The sequence below is a fragment of the Pseudomonas sp. S3_B08 genome (genome assembly GCF_054667725.1).
The window spans coordinates 2,167,110-2,181,820 of record NZ_CP162750.1; the positions used below are offsets into that span (position 1 = coordinate 2,167,110).

Sequence of the window (14,711 nt, forward strand, 5' to 3'; positions counted from 1 at the left end):
GCCAGCTCCCACAGAAGGCAGGATCAAGATCAGAAGATCGCAGCCTTCGGCAGCTCCTACATTTGGATCGCGCTGGGCTTTGGTTAGCTGAGAACGACCACGCCGCCGGGCAGTTCGGTGCATTTGACGCCGTAGGCATCGCGGATCAGCAGGGCGACGCCGGCGAGTTGGTCGAGGTTGAAGCGGGCCTGGACGCGGCGTTGGCCGAGTTCGCGGTTGAGCAGCAGGAGCATGCCGGGGCGGTAGCGGTTGATTTCGTCGATCATCTGGCTGAGGGTCGCGCCGTTGAACACCAGCACTTGTTGGCGCCAGTTCATCACGGCGGCGGTGTCGACGGTTTGTACGTTGCCGATTTGCCGTGTGTCGTAGGTGATTTGCTGGCCCGCTTCGAGGCGCAGGTTGCGGCCGTCGATGGCGACGTCGACCGTGCCGTCGAGGCAGGTCACGCACACTTGCTGGTCGGTGTTGCGCAGGTTGAAGCGGGCCTTGCTGGCGCGCAACCACCCTGCTCCGGCCTGCATCGCCAGTGGCAGACGTGCGGTTTGCACTTCGACTTCGCCGCTGACCAGTTCAAAGCCCTGCACGCCGTTTTCGACGCTGCGCTGGTTGATGCGGGTCTGGGTGTTGAGTTCGAGGCTGACGCCTTGCGCCGGTTCGACCCGCCGTTGCTGGCCGACTTCGGTGATGTAGTCGGCGCCCAGTCCTTCGAAACCACCGGGAATCGTGCCGCGCACCAGCAGGAATGCGGCGGATGCGGCAATCGCGCCGCCGAGAAATGCCCGTCGACCGAAACCGCGTCGGCCCTGCAACGCTTCGGCGGCCGGTTGCAGGTGATGCCATAGCCGCTTGGCTTCTTCGAACGCCTGGGCATGTTCGCCGCTCTGCGCGCACCATTCGCGCAGGGCGCGGGCGTCGGCGACGGTGGCGCGGCCCGAGGTCAGCAGGATCAGCCAATCTTGGGCTTCGCTGTGCAGAGACTCGGTGGCCGAGGGTTCGGCGGGTTTCAGTCGAAAGATGTTCAAACGCGCAAATTCTCAACGGATTAATCGGGTCACTATTCGCTAGACGGTTTTCCGGCCCCGCGACCGAACCGCTGAAACACTTTTCTTTCCAGTTTCGCTGCGCAGAAGCCCAGCGCGGCTTTGATTTCCTTCTCGACCATGCGCGTGGAAATGCCGAAACGCTGGGAGATTTCCAGGTGTGGCGCCTCTTCCAGCCGCGCGGCGATGAAGATCCGCCGACGCCGTGCGGGCAGTTCGTACAAGGCGCTGAGCAGGGCCTGCATCTCCTTTTGCCCACCGACCACCCGCGCCGGGTCGAGGGCTTCGTCGCCCAGTTGCAGCAGTTCCTCGACTTCGGTGCCGGTGAGCAGGCGCGCATCGGCCTGGCGGCGGTCGGCGGCGATGTTGAGGGCCATGCGATACAGGTAGGCGTTGGGCTTGAGCAGGTTCGGCGGGGTTTCCATGCGATCGACCCGCAGCCAGGTTTCGTGCAGCACGTCATTGGCCAGATCCTCGGAACCGAGGCGGCGGCGCAGGCGCACGCGAAAGTCCTCGTAGGAGCTGAGGAACAGCTGGCCCATCACGCTTTGTCCGGCGTCTTTCATCCCCCGGAAACTCCTTCCCATCTCGTGCATTCCATGGGCTTCCCTGACGACTCCGGTAACAACAGCAACGTGACCGGCTGGCGCAAGGCGCTGGGCGTCGGCCGATCGATTGTGAGGTTGCGAAAACTTTCCACCAGCGCGTTATCGCGCCGTACATCGCCGGTCGAAGTGACCAACCGGTTGTGCTGCACCACGCCGTCGCGCCCGACCCACACCTGCAACACCGCGCGATAACTGCCCGGCCGTGTCAGCGGCGAGCGGCACAGCTTGCGCTCGATCGCCGCTTGCACCGCCGTCGCATAACTGCGGTTGACCGCGACAGCGGCCGGCGTGGGTTTGTCCGTCGGCATCGGCAGATCTTCCACCTGCGCCGCTTGTAGAGTGAACGCGTCGGCGCGGGCGTAGCGCGCCATCAACCCGGTGCCGCCGAGCAAATGGCGCAAGGCATCGGCGGCGGTGTATTCGCCATCCACGGCGAGGGAGCGGCGGCCCCGGCTCAACTGGCTATCGACCAGCACCGCGACGCCCGTGGCGCGGCTGTACTGATCCAGCGCCCGGGCCAGTTCCTGAGCCGGGATGTGCAAGGTCAGGCGCATATCCGCCGCTGCTGGATCTGCATTGGCCGCGTTGGCCAGCAGACCGAGCAGCCACCCCAGACCCGCGCGGCGCACAAGCGTCGCCGAGCGCTGAAGACTGATCCGCGAACTGCCTCGCTGCACGACTGGCGCACCCCTGAAAATCGCTATCCTGCGGGGCATTTATGACTCTGGTATGACGGGCGGTGCAAAAAAACCATCACGGGTTTTGCGCCGCGCTTGCACTAGACTCAAAGCCAGAGCGGCCCATTCGGGCGGGCCAGGAGGCGGACATGAAAACGCGGTGGATGTGGGTCTTGCTGATGACGGTGGGCGCGGCGCAGGCCGAAGAGCCCCTGGGCTGTGTCGAGGTCACGGTCGGCGGTTACAAGGCGCCGAATTACGATTGCCTGAGCCAGCAGATGGGCAACAATCCCGACGGCGCGGCGGCGGCGCAGAAGAACATGGAAGCGTTGAATGTGCCGGTGCACAAGCGCGCGCCGAATCAGGTCGGACTGGCGACCCCGGCTGCGACCAGTACGCGGATGGGCAATACGTTTGGCACATCAGTGAAACCGCAGCGGCCGGCGAATTAGGCAGGTTGATCGTTCCCACGCTCCGCGTGGGAATGCCTCAAGGGACGCTCCGCGTTCCAATGGGACGCAGCCCGGGATGGGTGCTTTCAGTCACTCGGGGTCTGACGGAAGCTGACAGCCAAACGATTCCAGCTGTTGATGGTGCTGACTGCAACCGTCAGGTCCACCAGTTCGCCTTCATCGAACTGCTCGCGCGCCTGCTGGTAGACGTCATCCGGCACGTGGCTTTCGGCCAACAGCGTCACCGCCTCGGCCCAGGCCAGAGCCGCCCGTTCGCGGGGGTTGAAGAAGTTGCTGTCGCGCCACACCGCGATCGCGTAAAGGCGCCGATCACTCTCCCCGGCCCGCCGCGCGTCCACCGAATGCATGTCAGTGCAGAAGGCGCAGCCGTTGAGTTGCGAGGCGCGGATTCTGATCAGTTGCAGCAGCGGCGCTTCGATACTCAGGTTGCTGGTCAGCGCCTCCATGGCAAGCATCGCTTTCATCGCCTTGGGCGAAGCGTTGTAGTAATCCAGACGCAGGGACATGGCGCGGCTCTCGGCAGGCGGAATGATGAGTTCACGGTAAGGGCTGTGCGGGCTGTGTTACAGCCCCAATTCCATGAATTCCGGCTACACCAATGAACCTCGGCCAAACGCAATACCTGTGGGAGCGAGCCTGCTCGCGAAAGCGGTTTCCCAGACAAATATTCATCCACTGCACCACCGCCATCGCTGGCAAGCCAGCTCCCACAAGGTTTAACGTCGTTCACAAGATTTGTGCACGCCGCGAAAACTGTGGGAGCTGGCTTGCCAGCGATAGCGGAGTGTCAGACAACGAATCTGTTCAATGACAGACCGCTTTCGCGAGCAGGCTCGCTCCCACAGGGACTTGCGCCAATTTGCGGTATTTACTCCACGCAACTACTGCCATAAGCCCAACAACGCTAATCTGACCGACACCTCACTCAACACCCGGGAGCCTCGTCGGTATGGAACTTCATGTCGTGATCAACGGCCGCAAGGATCTTGCCGGTCAGTTGTATCAGCAGTTGCGCGCGGCGATTGAATCCGGGCGGTTGGCGGCGGGTACGCAGTTGCCGCCGAGCCGCTTGCTGGCCGAGCAATTGGGCATTTCGCGCAAGACCATTTCCGACACCTATGCGCAGCTGACCTACGAAAATTTCCTCACCGGGGTGATCGGCAAAGGCACCTATGTCAACGCCCGCCCGGCGCAGGTGCAGCGCAAGCAGAGCCACACCGAGCTGGCCAGTGCCGAGGTGATCGAGAGCTGGCGCAATCTGCCGGTGTTCCTCCGTCACCCGACGCTGCAAGGTTCGCTGCGCTACGACTTTATCGGTGGCGCCACCAGCAAAGGCCAGTTCCCCCACGACGACTGGCGCCGCTGCGTCGCCCACGCGATGCGGCAGATGGCGCAGTCGAAGGGTTTTTACAGCGTTGCCGAAGGTTTGCCGGCGCTGCGCAATGCGATCGCCCGGCACATCGCGTTTTCCCGTGGCATCAACTGTCAGAACGAGGACATCGTCGTGTGCAACGGCGCGCAGCAGGCGCTGGACCTGATTGCCCGCGTACTGACCCGTCCCGGCAGTCTGGTGGCCATGGAAGATCCCGGCTATCCGCCCGCGCGCTTGTTGTTCGGCACGCATGGCGCGGAGGTGGTCGGGGTGCCGGTGGATGCCGAGGGCATTCAGGTCGAGCACATTCCCGATGGCACCCGGCTCATCTATGTGACGCCATCGCATCAGTTTCCGCTGGGCATGGCGATGAGTCAGGCGCGCCGCGAAGCCCTGCTCGCCCGTGCCCATGAACTCGGCGCGATCATCATCGAAGACGATTACGACAGTGAATTCCGCTACGAAGGCCGGCCTACGGATTCGCTGTACAACCTCGATCAGCGCGGCATCGTCGCCTACGTCGGCACCTTCTCGAAAACCCTGCTGCCGGAGTTGCGCCTGGGCTACGCGATCCTGCCGCCGTCGATCATCGAGGCGGTGATCCGCGCCAAACAGCTCACCGATCTGCACGCCTCGACCCTGCCGCAATGGGCGCTGGCCAAGTTCATCGCCGAGGGTTGCCTGCTCAAGCACATCCGCCGCTGCTACACGATCTACGCGCAACGCCGCGAGCGGATCCTGGCGCGCATGGCGACTGACCTTGCACCGTGGCTGCAAGCCGTGCCGGCCAGCGCCGGGTTTCACATGGCGGTGTTCTGCAAGGTGCCTATCGATTTGCCGTTGGTCATCGAGCTGGCAAAAAAGGTCGAGGTCGGCCTGTATGCGATCAGTGGTTTCTACTACCAGCAGCCGGCGAAAGAAGGCCTTTACTTCGGTTTCGGCGCCATCGAAACCCTCGACATCGACATTGCCCTCGATCGCCTGCGCGACATCCTCGAACAGCTGTCATGAGCCTTTGGTATAAGGCTTTTACCGCCGATTGGTTATTGGTGATTCAGGGCGGCAGGCCTATTCTGCACAGGCGTTATCCCTCAGTGAGCAGGATTCGTCCGGCCTGATTCAGGAGTGTGAGCAATGTCCAACGAAGTGATCAACACGGTTGAAGTGAAGGCTGTTGCGGGCCGCTCGGAAGAGCTCGGCAAGCAATTGCAGAAGATCGTCGACACCCTGCGCGAAACTCCGGGCTGCGATTCCTACCTGGTCGACCGCTGCCCCGAGGACAGCCACCGCTGGACGGTCAGCGCGCGCTGGCAGTCGGAAGCGGCGATGCAGGCGCATTTCAACCGGCCCGAGGCACAGGGGTTTATCGACCTGATCGATAGCCGCCTGGCCAATAGCGTCGATTTCAACAGCTTCCCTATCGTCTGATATGCCCCGTTCGCGAGCAGGCTCGCTCCCACATTGACATGCGGTCAACTGTGGGAGCGAGCCTGCTCGCGAAGGCGATTTGCGCCACACCGAAATCCTTCCAAGGCCAATTGGTCACCTGATCTTCGCGAATATTGGCCGTTTGAACCGGCCACATTGCGGCCTACTGTGAGCACACCCCCACCATCACAGGTAACCCGCCATGAAAGCCCTGCACCTCGTCGCCGCAGCCCTCGCCTTCACCTTCTCCGCTTCGGCAATGGCCCACGATCCATCCGAAAAAATCACCGTCCTGCAGGAACAACTGCTGAAAAACGCCCCCGGCAAGAAAGCCATGATGATCGAAGTCGACTACCAGCCCGGGCAATCCTCGATCGCCCATAAACACGAAGGCACGGCGATGGCTTACGTGCTCGACGGCGAAGTGATTTCCCAAGTAAAAGGCGAACAGGCGATCACTTACAAAAAGGGCCAGTTCTGGTACGAGCCGGCCGGCTCCGAGCATCTGGTGTCGAAAAACGCCAGCTCAACCAAGCCTGCCAGGTTGCTGGTGTTCATGGTGATGGCCCCGGATGAGCAGGTGCTGATCCCGCTGGAAAACTGATGGCTGCCTGATCACATTTGGAATGCGATCAACCGTGGGAGCGAGCCTGCTCGCGAAGGCGCCAGACCAGACACCACAAAATCCCTCAGACATTAAATCCCCGGCAAGACAGGCCATCCCGTCTTCCAAATCCACAATCATCCGCCGCTGTCCACTGTCAGGTCTGACAGTGGACAGCGCGACCGAAAGCTCCCCAAATACCAGCACTGCGTTGATTTGCCGGTCCCTATCGACTGATCGCTTTACGCAAAAACAGCGTATTCGAGGAGCAGACCATGACTGAAGTAAAAGACACCGCTGTGCATAATCTGGACCCCACTTTCGGCCCCGATAAAAATGGCCTCACCTGGTTTAAATATCCCGATCAGGAAAACGGCTTCGCCAACGCAGTTGCCGTCGCGGCGGACGGCAAGCTGCTGATCGCCGCAAGTCCAGGCAACAAGTTCGCCATTGTGCGATTGAAGCCTGATGGCACACAGGACACTTCGTTTGCCCGGGATGGCGTGGCCAGCGGGGTTTTCGCTCCGGGCTATAAATCCACGGGTGGCAGCATCAGCATCCTCAAGAACGGAAATCTGTTGCTTCAGGGTGCCTTTTATCTACACGAATACGCACAGCCACAACGCTGCCTGGCAATGTTTCGCAATGACGGAACGCCCGAGACCGCATTTGGCGTCAACGGCGTAGTCTTCGTTGATCCGATTCCGGTGCCCGCGCTCACGTCGTCCGAGATCGAACTTGGGCAAAAACGCACTACGGCATCCGATTACAGTGGCCATGCCATTGAACTGGACGACGGAAAACTGATGGTGTTGAGCAACCATCGATATTCCCCCAATGACCAATGCGGTCTTTTGATCAGACTGCAAAGCAACGGGGCTCTGGACACTGCGTTTGGCCAGGGAAAGGGTTACGTCGTGATTCGATACCTGGCCAACTTCACGTGGGCTGGCTCACTGATCCGGCTCCAGGACGGCAAATTTGCCATCGCAGGCAGCGTCTCAAGCAATGTCGGCTACCGCGCAATGATCGCCCTCTTCGACGCCGCAGGTAAACCTTTCAGCAGCTTTGGCGATAACGGTTTTGCCCTGTTCGACCGCCTGGACAAGCTCAGTCAGATCAACCAACTGATCGAAATGCCTGACGGCAACATCCTTGGCATCGGTAGCGCCCGCTCCATTGATTTCGTTAACAGGGGCCTCCTGGTATGCGTCGACAGGCATGGGAAATACGCCATCGACTTCAATGAAGGGAGGCCAGTCCTGACGTCCTATCCAAAAGCCCTTTTGGGCATCCAATGGACTGCTGGCACGCTGAGGGACGGACACATCGTTGTGCTTTCCAGCACCCACGGCGAACAAGACTCGGAAATCGTCATTGCCCAGTTCAAATCGGACGGCTATCCAGATCGCGATTTTGCCGACGACGGTGTGCTGGTCATCAATCTGACCGGCGTGCTCGACATGGCGGGAGGTCTTGCCATTCAGGACAATCAGATTGTCGTAGCCGGAACATCCCTGCCCCGTACGGACGGCGTCGGTAGCTTCGCCTTTCGCTGCGCCGATACGTTCTGAATGACAGACAAGAAAAAGCCCCGCCTCTTTCGAGAGCGGGGCTTCTTCATTCAGCCACTACTTACGCCAGTTCAAGCTCGGCATTCGCAGTGATCGCAGGCACGATTGCTTGCCCGCTCAACGCCAGATCCAGCAGTTCACGGTTGGCCACCGCGTACATGGCGTAGTCCGTACCGCTCGCAGCACGGATTTCCACCAACATGGCGCGCCAGCGTTCGATCATGCTTTCGTGCTGGGCCATCCACAGCGCCAGGCGTGCTTCCACGTCCTGCGAGCCGTCGCCCTGTTGCAGGACGGAGATTGTGATCGCCCGCTGCTGCCAGTCGACATCATCACGGAACGCTTCACGGGCCAGAGCCTGCCAGTTGTTTTCAACCGGCAGAGCGCTGATCTGTTGCAGGTACCAGGTGATGTCCAGCGCAGAGCCGACGGCGAAGTAAGCCTTGGCCACTTCGGCCGGGTTCTGCCCGGTGACGTCTGCGGCTTCGATGATCGGCAGCAGCGTGTACAGGTGCGAAGTACCCGCAACCATACGCGCCAGCAATTCCGGCACACCGGCTTCGACGTACGCCTGATAGCGCGACTGCCAGTTCTCGCGGATTTCGCCGCTGAGCAGTTCGTCGAGTTTCAGGCCCAGTTCTTTCAGGTGCGGACCGAAATGCGCGACGTCACGGGCAGCGTTCTGCTCGTTGCGGCGGGCACGCAGGAACCAGCGCGTGGCGCGACGGCCCAGACGCATCAGCTCGTCCATCAGTTCCAGTTGCACGTCAGCGGAAACCTGATAGTCCAGCGCTTCGATCTGACGGAACCAGTGCGGGAGGTGGAAGATGTCGCGCACGATCACGTAAGCGCCAGCCACGTTCGCCGGGCTCATGCCGGTCGACTCTTTGAGTCGCTGCACGAAAGTGATGCCCATGTGGTTGACCAGATCGTTGGCGATCTGGGTGCTGACGATCTCGCGCTTCAGACGGTGGCGACGCATGGCTTCGGAGAACTTGCTGACCAGGGTCGGCGGGAACGCCGTTTCCATGTCGCGGGTCAGGTAGTCGTCGTCCGGCACCAGCGAGCCCAGCAGTTGCTCTTTGAGGTCGATCTTGCTGTAGGAAATCAGCACCGACAGCTCAGGACGGGTCAGGCCGTGGCCCTCAGCGACGCGCTCGGTCAGTTGCTCTTCGGTCGGCAGGAACTCGATGGCACGGTCCAGCTTGCCACGGCCTTCCAGATCGCTCATCAGACGCTTGTACTCAGCGATGCGCGCGTAGGCACGGCGCGCCGCCAGGGACAGGGCCTGAGTCTGCTTGTAGTTGTTGCCCAGCACCAGATTGCCGACTTCGTCGGTCATGCTCGCGAGCAACTGGTTGCGTTGCTTGTCGGTCATGTCACCGGCCTGAACCACTTCGTTCAGCAGGATCTTGATGTTCACTTCGTGGTCGGAGCAGTCCACGCCACCGGCGTTGTCGATGAAGTCGGTGTTGGAACCGCCGCCATTGAGACCGAATTCCACACGACCCAGTTGGGTCATGCCGAGGTTACCGCCCTCGCCCACGACTTTGCAGCGCAGCTCGTTGCCGTTGACGCGCAGTGCATCGTTGGCCTTGTCGCCGACATCGGCGTGGCTTTCGGTGCTGGCCTTGACGTAGGTGCCGATACCGCCGTTCCACAACAGATCCACCGGCGCCTTGAGCAAGGCATTGAGCAGTTCGGTCGGGGTCAGCTTGTCAGCCTGGATGTCGAAGCGTTCTTTCATCTGCGGCGAGATCGCGATGCTCTTCGCGCTGCGCGAGAAGATACCGCCACCTTCGGACATGATGCTGGTGTCGTAGTCGGTCCAGGCCGAACGCGGCAGGTCGAACAGACGCTGACGCTCGACGAAACTGGTCGCCGGGTTCGGGTTCGGGTCGATGAAGATGTGCATGTGGTTGAACGCAGCGACCAGTTGCAGCTTGTCGGACATCAACAGGCCGTTACCGAACACGTCGCCGGCCATGTCGCCGACACCAACCACGGTGATGCTGTCTTCCTGAACATTGATGCCGCGTTCGCGGAAGTGGCGCTGTACGCCGACCCACGCGCCCTTGGCGGTGATGCCCATTTTCTTGTGGTCGTAACCGGCCGAACCACCGGAGGCGAACGCGTCACCCAGCCAGAAGCCGTAGTCGATGGCGATGCCGTTGGCGATGTCGGAGAAGGTAGCAGTGCCCTTGTCCGCCGCGACCACCAGGTACGGGTCATCATCGTCATGACGCACGACGTTGACCGGCGGCACCAGGGCGCCGTCCTTCAGGTTGTCGGTGATGTCCAACAGGCCGGAAATGAAGATGCGGTAGCAGGCGATGCCCTCGGCCGCGATTTCGTCACGGCTGCCGCCCAGTGGCAGGCGACGCGGCAGGAAGCCGCCCTTCGCGCCCACTGGCACGATGACCGAGTTCTTCACTTGCTGGGCTTTTACCAGGCCGAGCACTTCGGTACGGAAGTCTTCTTCACGGTCGGACCAGCGCAGGCCACCACGAGCAACGTTGCCGAAGCGCAGGTGCACGCCTTCGACGCGTGGCGAGTAGACGAAGATTTCAAACTTCGGCACTGGCTTGGGCAGCTCAGGGATCGCATGCGGGTTGAACTTGAAGCTGAAGTACGACTTGTTCTGGCCGTTGGCGTCAGTCTGATAGAAGTTGGTGCGCAGGGTGGCTTTGATCAGGTCGAGGTAACGACGCAGGATGCGGTCTTCGTTGAGCACCTGAACATCGTCCAGTGCAGTCAGAATCGCTTGTTCCAGACGCAGTTGCTTGTCTTCCAGATCGTCGCTGCCGAGCTTGCGTGCCAGGTAGAAACGGGTCTTGAACAACCGGGTCAGCTCGCGAGCGATGTCGGTGTGGTTGTTCAGGGTGCTGGCGATGTAACCCAGATCGAAGCCCAGACGAATCTGCTTCAGGTAACGGGCGTAGGCGCGCAGCAGCGCGACGTCGCGCCATGGCAGACCAGCGGTCAGCACCAGACGGTTGAATGCATCGTTCTCGGCATCGCCGCGCACGATGTGCACGAACGCGTCCTGCAGCGTGTCGTTGAGTTGCTGGATGTCGAGGTCCAGACCTTCAGCGGCGGTGAAGGCGAAATCGTGAATCCAGAATTCGCGGCCGTTGGTGTGGCGCAGGCGGTACGGGAATTCACCCAGCACGCGCAGGCCGAGGTTTTCCAGAATCGGCAGGACGTCGGACAGCGCCAGCGGCGTGTCGGCGTGATACAGCTTGCAATGCAGCTCGCGCTGGCCGGAGACCTGACCGAGCGGCTGATAGAAGCTCATCACCAGCGGATTTTTTTCGTTGAGGCTCAGCAGGTGCTGCATGTCGACCACGGCCGAATGCGCAGCAAAACGCTCGCGGTAGCCGGCCGGGAAGCCTTTCGGGAAGTCGGCCAGCACGTTGGTGCCGTGGGCTTCGCCGAAGCTTTCGACGGTCAGTGCGGCGTAGTCGTCCTGCCAGCTGCGGCACGCTTGTACGACTTCTTTTTCCAGCAGCAGCGGGTCGATGTCGAGGCGGTTCTTCGGATCGACGCGCAGAATCAGCTGCACGCGGGCCAGCACGGATTCCGAGAAGAAGGTCCAGAATTCGCAATCGGACGCCTTCAGGCGTTCCATCAGCACTTGCTGGATCTTCTGGCGCACTTCGGTGGAATAGATGTCGCGCGGCACGTAGGCCAGGCAGTAGCAGAAGCGACCGTACGGGTCTTTGCGCAGGAACACGCGGATCTTGTTGCGCTCCTGGATCTGCACGATCGACATCACGGTGGTGAACAGTTCGTCGACCGGGGTCTGGAACAGGTCGTCACGCGGCAGCACTTCGAGGACCTGTGCCAGTTCCTTGCCCAGGTGAGCCTTGGACTGGAAGCCGGAGCGGCGCTCGATTTCTTCGACCTTGCGGCGGATGAACGGGATGACCCGCACGCTCTCGCCGTACACCGACGAGGTGTACAGGCCCATGAAGCGGTGTTCCTTGATGACTTTGCCGTCGGCGTCGATTTCACGGATCGACACGTAGTCCGGGTAAGCCGGACGGTGCACACGGCTCGGGTGCGCAGCCTTGGCGAACGACAGCAGGGTCGGTTCGCGCAGGTAGGACACGGCGTAGTCTTCGATGCGCAGGTCTTCGTAGGTCAGGCCGGTGCGCAGCAGTTTGGTCAGGCCGAGGAAGGAGTTCCGGTCGTACTCGATGTGGCCGCCATCGGCCTGATCGGTGACCACGAACTCTTCGTAGCCGAGGAAGGTGAAGTGGTTGCCCACCAGCCATTCCAGGAAGCTCTTGATTTCATTCTTTTCGTCGGCATCGACCGGATAGGCGCTGTTGTCGAGCTGGGTGAGGATGTCCTGCACCTTGGCTTTCATCGGCTCGAAGTCAGCGACGGCGACGCGCACTTCACCGAGCACCTGCTCAAGCTCTTTGCTCAGCACGTTCAGCTCGGCCGCGTTGGCGCAACGGTCGATTTCCAGGTACATCAGCGATTCGTGCAGCACGCCTTCGCCGGTGCTGCCCTTTGGCAGGACTTCCAGCAATTCGCCCTTGCTGCCACGACGTACGCTGAGCACGGTGGTCTGCAGGGTGTGAATGCTGTAGCCGCGACGGTTCAGCTCGGTACGCACCGAGTCGACCAGAAATGGCAGGTCGTGGTGCAGCACTTCGACCGCGGTGTGGGTCGACTGCCAGCCGTGGCGTTCGTAATCGGGGTTGTAGACACGCACTTGCGGTTGCGCGTGATCGAAGCGCTCAAGCAGGCGCCACGCAGAGAGAGTACAGCCAGCGAGGTCGGAGAGACGACGTTGAGTCAGCTCGTCCAGGGAAATGATGCCGAAGAATTGTTCAGCGAACAGCGCCACTTGTGGCAGTGCCTGTTCACTGATGTGCTGCGCCAGTGCCGCTTGCAGTTGGTGCTGGAAGTCGGCTTTGCTGGCTGCGGTGAAGAACGCCATCTGTGGTACTCCGCTTAAGCTTGTTATTGATGGAAAGCGTCGCGTGCAACACCCCTTTCGGGGCTGGTGTCGCCCTGTTCCTGATTCTCGGGCAGAGGAAACAGGGAGACAGGTGGGTGAAGCTGGACGGGACACTCAGGTCACATTCACCTTCCATGAATGAGCATCTGCAAAAGCGACTGCCAACGCTGTCGACAATGCCTTTACGGGTGCTCATCCGTTGCGCAGCTTAATGGGTGCGACAATGTGTCTGCTTGCGGTGCTGCGACATATTCGGTCATTGGCACGTAAATGCAGGGTTTGGCCTGCATCAACACTAGCAGGCGTGAGCTGAAATGCAGGCTCGACACCCCGGTTTCACGGGACTTTCGTGCCAGGTCGGTCGCCGAGGACGTTACATATCCGGAAACGAAAACGCCCAAGGCCCTGTTATCGACCCTGAGCGTGGCATCCGGTTCAGCGCTGGCGGTTGACGCGGATCAGTCCGGCAGTTCCTCAAAGGCTCTGAATTTGCTCACCGTGGCGCAGTCGTAGCACATCGTCTGCAGGATCTGCTTGTCCATGCTGGCGTCAATGTTGCTCGAATCGCATTCGCGGCAGAACAGGCGCAGATTGCCCAGCAAGTCGCTGTCGAACGCTACGGCGCTGAAGAATTGCGGAACCAGTTCGTCGCGCCAGTACATGCCCGGCGACTTTGAGAATCCGGCGCCGCTGTCCTTCAGCACTACGTCGTAAAGCAGTCGCTGCAAGGCTGTCTGCGGCACCCGCGCATCACGATGGCCGTTCTTGCGCCAGTTACGGACGAGCGCGTCCTGCGCCGTGCCCAGCATGTTGCGCGGAATGGTGTTGGAGGCGTGACTGCGCCCCTTGGAATTGCCGGTGGCATAGAAATGCGCGGCGTTTCTCACGGCCAGCCGGGCAAAGTAATACAGCTGACTGACCGAGAAGTCCTGCAGCAACTGCCCGACCACCTCATCGGCACGGGCTTCGGCCGTGAAGGCGAAATCCACCTCACTGGCCAGCACACGAATGTATTGAAGCGACTCTTCGCGGGCGAGACTGAAGACCAGCGAATAGATTTCGCTCTTCCAGGCCGCCTTTACGCTGCGCGACAATTCCTGATACAGCGCCAGATACAGATTCTCTCGGGTACAGCGCGCCAATCCATCCAGCGTGACGTTGGGCAGCCAGCGCACGGCGCTGTAATCGCGAATACTGCAGCCCTCGCTGCGATCGAAGGCGTTGATATCGGATTCGGTGGAAACCGCCAGCACCCCGGCTTCGTGCAGGTTTTTGAGCAACTCTTCCCGCGCCTCGAACGTCAGGGCAAGCAGCTCTTCTCGGGATGGCGCGTTCAACGGCGCAATCCATTCAACGTTTGCGCCGTAGCCATCATCAAGCAAGGCGAGCAACGTCAACTTTTGCACAAAGCCCAGATTGGCGTAAGGCACTGCAGGGAGTTGCGCGCCATATCTGGCCTGCAACTCCAGACGGTCCCGCGCTGCCCGGGCGGCCAGTTGCTGCTGGCGAACCTTGAAACATTCTGTGCAGTTGCACGCTGTGTGGCGGCCATTGGCGCCGGGGACACTGTGCTGGTGTTCACAGCGTACGCATTTGAACTGACCCCGCAGTGAGAGCGGAGTACCTCTGGCGTATCGGCGCACCCACATCGGAAGTTCACAGTAAGGACAGGTAAGGTCTGCACTGACAATCGGTGGCAGAACCTTGAGCAGACTGCGCACCCTGGAAGGAATCTGGAATTGCTCCATCAGCTGCGAAGTTTTCTCACCTTCCAGATAGCGCTTGTAGATCTCCTCGATCTGTTCATCAGACAGGTGGCGAATTTCTTCGGCGCGTTCGAAATATTGGGTCATGGCAAAGGTCCTTTTTTTGGGTTTTGGTAACGCACTCCGTTGCGCAAGAGCGGCGAAACTAACGGCAAAACGGTGGCGATCACAAGCGAAAAATCGCAATTTCG

General features: G+C 60.8%; 11 protein-coding genes. 5 read left to right on the forward strand and 6 right to left on the reverse strand.

The window, feature by feature from the left end; translation table 11 throughout:
* Window positions 1-83: 83 nt before the first annotated feature.
* Genes AB4N73_RS09870 through AB4N73_RS09880 form a run of 3 tightly spaced genes read right to left on the reverse strand, consistent with a single transcriptional unit; the run spans window position 84 to window position 2,325 of the window.
* Window positions 84-1,022 carry a FecR family protein gene (locus AB4N73_RS09870; protein ID WP_460143353.1) on the reverse strand — a complete coding sequence of 313 codons (939 nt, stop codon included), beginning with the start codon at window positions 1,020-1,022 and terminating at the stop codon, window positions 84-86.
* 32 nt (window positions 1,023-1,054) lie between these two features.
* The gene (locus AB4N73_RS09875; protein WP_122698125.1) at window positions 1,055-1,606 is read right to left on the reverse strand and encodes an RNA polymerase sigma factor; all 552 of its coding nucleotides are present in this window, start codon (window positions 1,604-1,606) and stop codon (window positions 1,055-1,057) included.
* Entirely contained in the window at window positions 1,603-2,325 is a 723-nt protein-coding gene (locus AB4N73_RS09880) for a secretin and TonB N-terminal domain-containing protein (protein ID WP_460143588.1), read from the reverse strand. Before AB4N73_RS09880 ends, AB4N73_RS09875 begins: the two co-directional genes overlap by 4 nt.
* 149 nt (window positions 2,326-2,474) lie before the next feature.
* On the opposite strand from AB4N73_RS09880, the gene AB4N73_RS09885 reads away from it, so the two are divergent.
* A complete protein-coding gene (locus AB4N73_RS09885) occupies window positions 2,475-2,777 on the forward strand; it encodes a hypothetical protein (RefSeq protein WP_041480100.1) in 303 nt (100 codons plus the stop codon).
* Between the two features lie 86 nt (window positions 2,778-2,863).
* Here the strand turns inward: AB4N73_RS09885 and AB4N73_RS09890 are convergent, their stop codons facing one another.
* Complete coding sequence (locus tag AB4N73_RS09890) at window positions 2,864-3,304, reverse strand: carboxymuconolactone decarboxylase family protein (RefSeq protein ID WP_130886981.1); 441 nt, start codon at window positions 3,302-3,304, stop codon at window positions 2,864-2,866.
* A 443-nt stretch (window positions 3,305-3,747) separates the two neighbouring features.
* Here AB4N73_RS09890 and pdxR point away from each other — a divergent pair, with 443 nt between their 5' ends.
* The 4 genes from pdxR to AB4N73_RS09910 all read left to right on the forward strand — a co-directional run bounded on the left by pdxR (window position 3,748) and on the right by AB4N73_RS09910 (window position 7,776).
* Window positions 3,748-5,181: a MocR-like pyridoxine biosynthesis transcription factor PdxR gene (gene pdxR, locus AB4N73_RS09895; RefSeq protein ID WP_460143354.1), complete on the forward strand. Its 1,434-nt coding sequence runs from the start codon at window positions 3,748-3,750 to the stop codon at window positions 5,179-5,181.
* Between the two features lie 123 nt (window positions 5,182-5,304).
* Window positions 5,305-5,598 (forward strand): putative quinol monooxygenase, encoded by a 294-nt coding sequence (locus tag AB4N73_RS09900; RefSeq protein WP_016774982.1) that lies wholly within the window; start codon window positions 5,305-5,307, stop codon window positions 5,596-5,598.
* 202 nt (window positions 5,599-5,800) lie between these two features.
* The gene (locus AB4N73_RS09905; protein ID WP_460143355.1) at window positions 5,801-6,202 is read left to right on the forward strand and encodes a cupin domain-containing protein; all 402 of its coding nucleotides are present in this window, start codon (window positions 5,801-5,803) and stop codon (window positions 6,200-6,202) included.
* Window positions 6,203-6,477: 275 nt separating this feature from the next.
* Window positions 6,478-7,776 (forward strand): NHL repeat-containing protein, encoded by a 1,299-nt coding sequence (locus AB4N73_RS09910; RefSeq protein WP_460143356.1) that lies wholly within the window; start codon window positions 6,478-6,480, stop codon window positions 7,774-7,776.
* A gap of 61 nt (window positions 7,777-7,837) precedes the next feature.
* Here AB4N73_RS09910 and AB4N73_RS09915 read toward each other — a convergent pair whose 3' ends face one another.
* Together AB4N73_RS09915 and AB4N73_RS09920 are read right to left on the reverse strand one after the other, a co-directional pair.
* A complete protein-coding gene (locus AB4N73_RS09915) occupies window positions 7,838-12,733 on the reverse strand; it encodes an NAD-glutamate dehydrogenase (protein WP_056789474.1) in 4,896 nt (1,631 codons plus the stop codon).
* A gap of 479 nt (window positions 12,734-13,212) precedes the next feature.
* Window positions 13,213-14,607 carry a hypothetical protein gene (locus tag AB4N73_RS09920; protein WP_460143357.1) on the reverse strand — a complete coding sequence of 465 codons (1,395 nt, stop codon included), beginning with the start codon at window positions 14,605-14,607 and terminating at the stop codon, window positions 13,213-13,215.
* Between the last annotated feature and the right edge of the window lie 104 nt (window positions 14,608-14,711).

Bases quoted from the DNA above. Each gene is read 5' to 3' on its own strand.
- AB4N73_RS09920 (WP_460143357.1), bottom strand. From the start codon at position 14,607: ATGACCCAATATTTCGAACGCGCCGAAGAAATTCGCCACCTGTCTGAT.
- AB4N73_RS09905 (WP_460143355.1), top strand. From the start codon at position 5,801: ATGAAAGCCCTGCACCTCGTCGCCGCAGCCCTCGCCTTCACCTTCTCC.
- AB4N73_RS09900 (WP_016774982.1), top strand. From the start codon at position 5,305: ATGTCCAACGAAGTGATCAACACGGTTGAAGTGAAGGCTGTTGCGGGC.
- AB4N73_RS09875 (WP_122698125.1), bottom strand. From the start codon at position 1,606: ATGAAAGACGCCGGACAAAGCGTGATGGGCCAGCTGTTCCTCAGCTCC.
- pdxR (WP_460143354.1), top strand. From the start codon at position 3,748: ATGGAACTTCATGTCGTGATCAACGGCCGCAAGGATCTTGCCGGTCAG.
- AB4N73_RS09885 (WP_041480100.1), top strand. From the start codon at position 2,475: ATGAAAACGCGGTGGATGTGGGTCTTGCTGATGACGGTGGGCGCGGCG.
- AB4N73_RS09915 (WP_056789474.1), bottom strand. From the start codon at position 12,733: ATGGCGTTCTTCACCGCAGCCAGCAAAGCCGACTTCCAGCACCAACTG.
- AB4N73_RS09910 (WP_460143356.1), top strand. From the start codon at position 6,478: ATGACTGAAGTAAAAGACACCGCTGTGCATAATCTGGACCCCACTTTC.
- AB4N73_RS09890 (WP_130886981.1), bottom strand. From the start codon at position 3,304: ATGTCCCTGCGTCTGGATTACTACAACGCTTCGCCCAAGGCGATGAAA.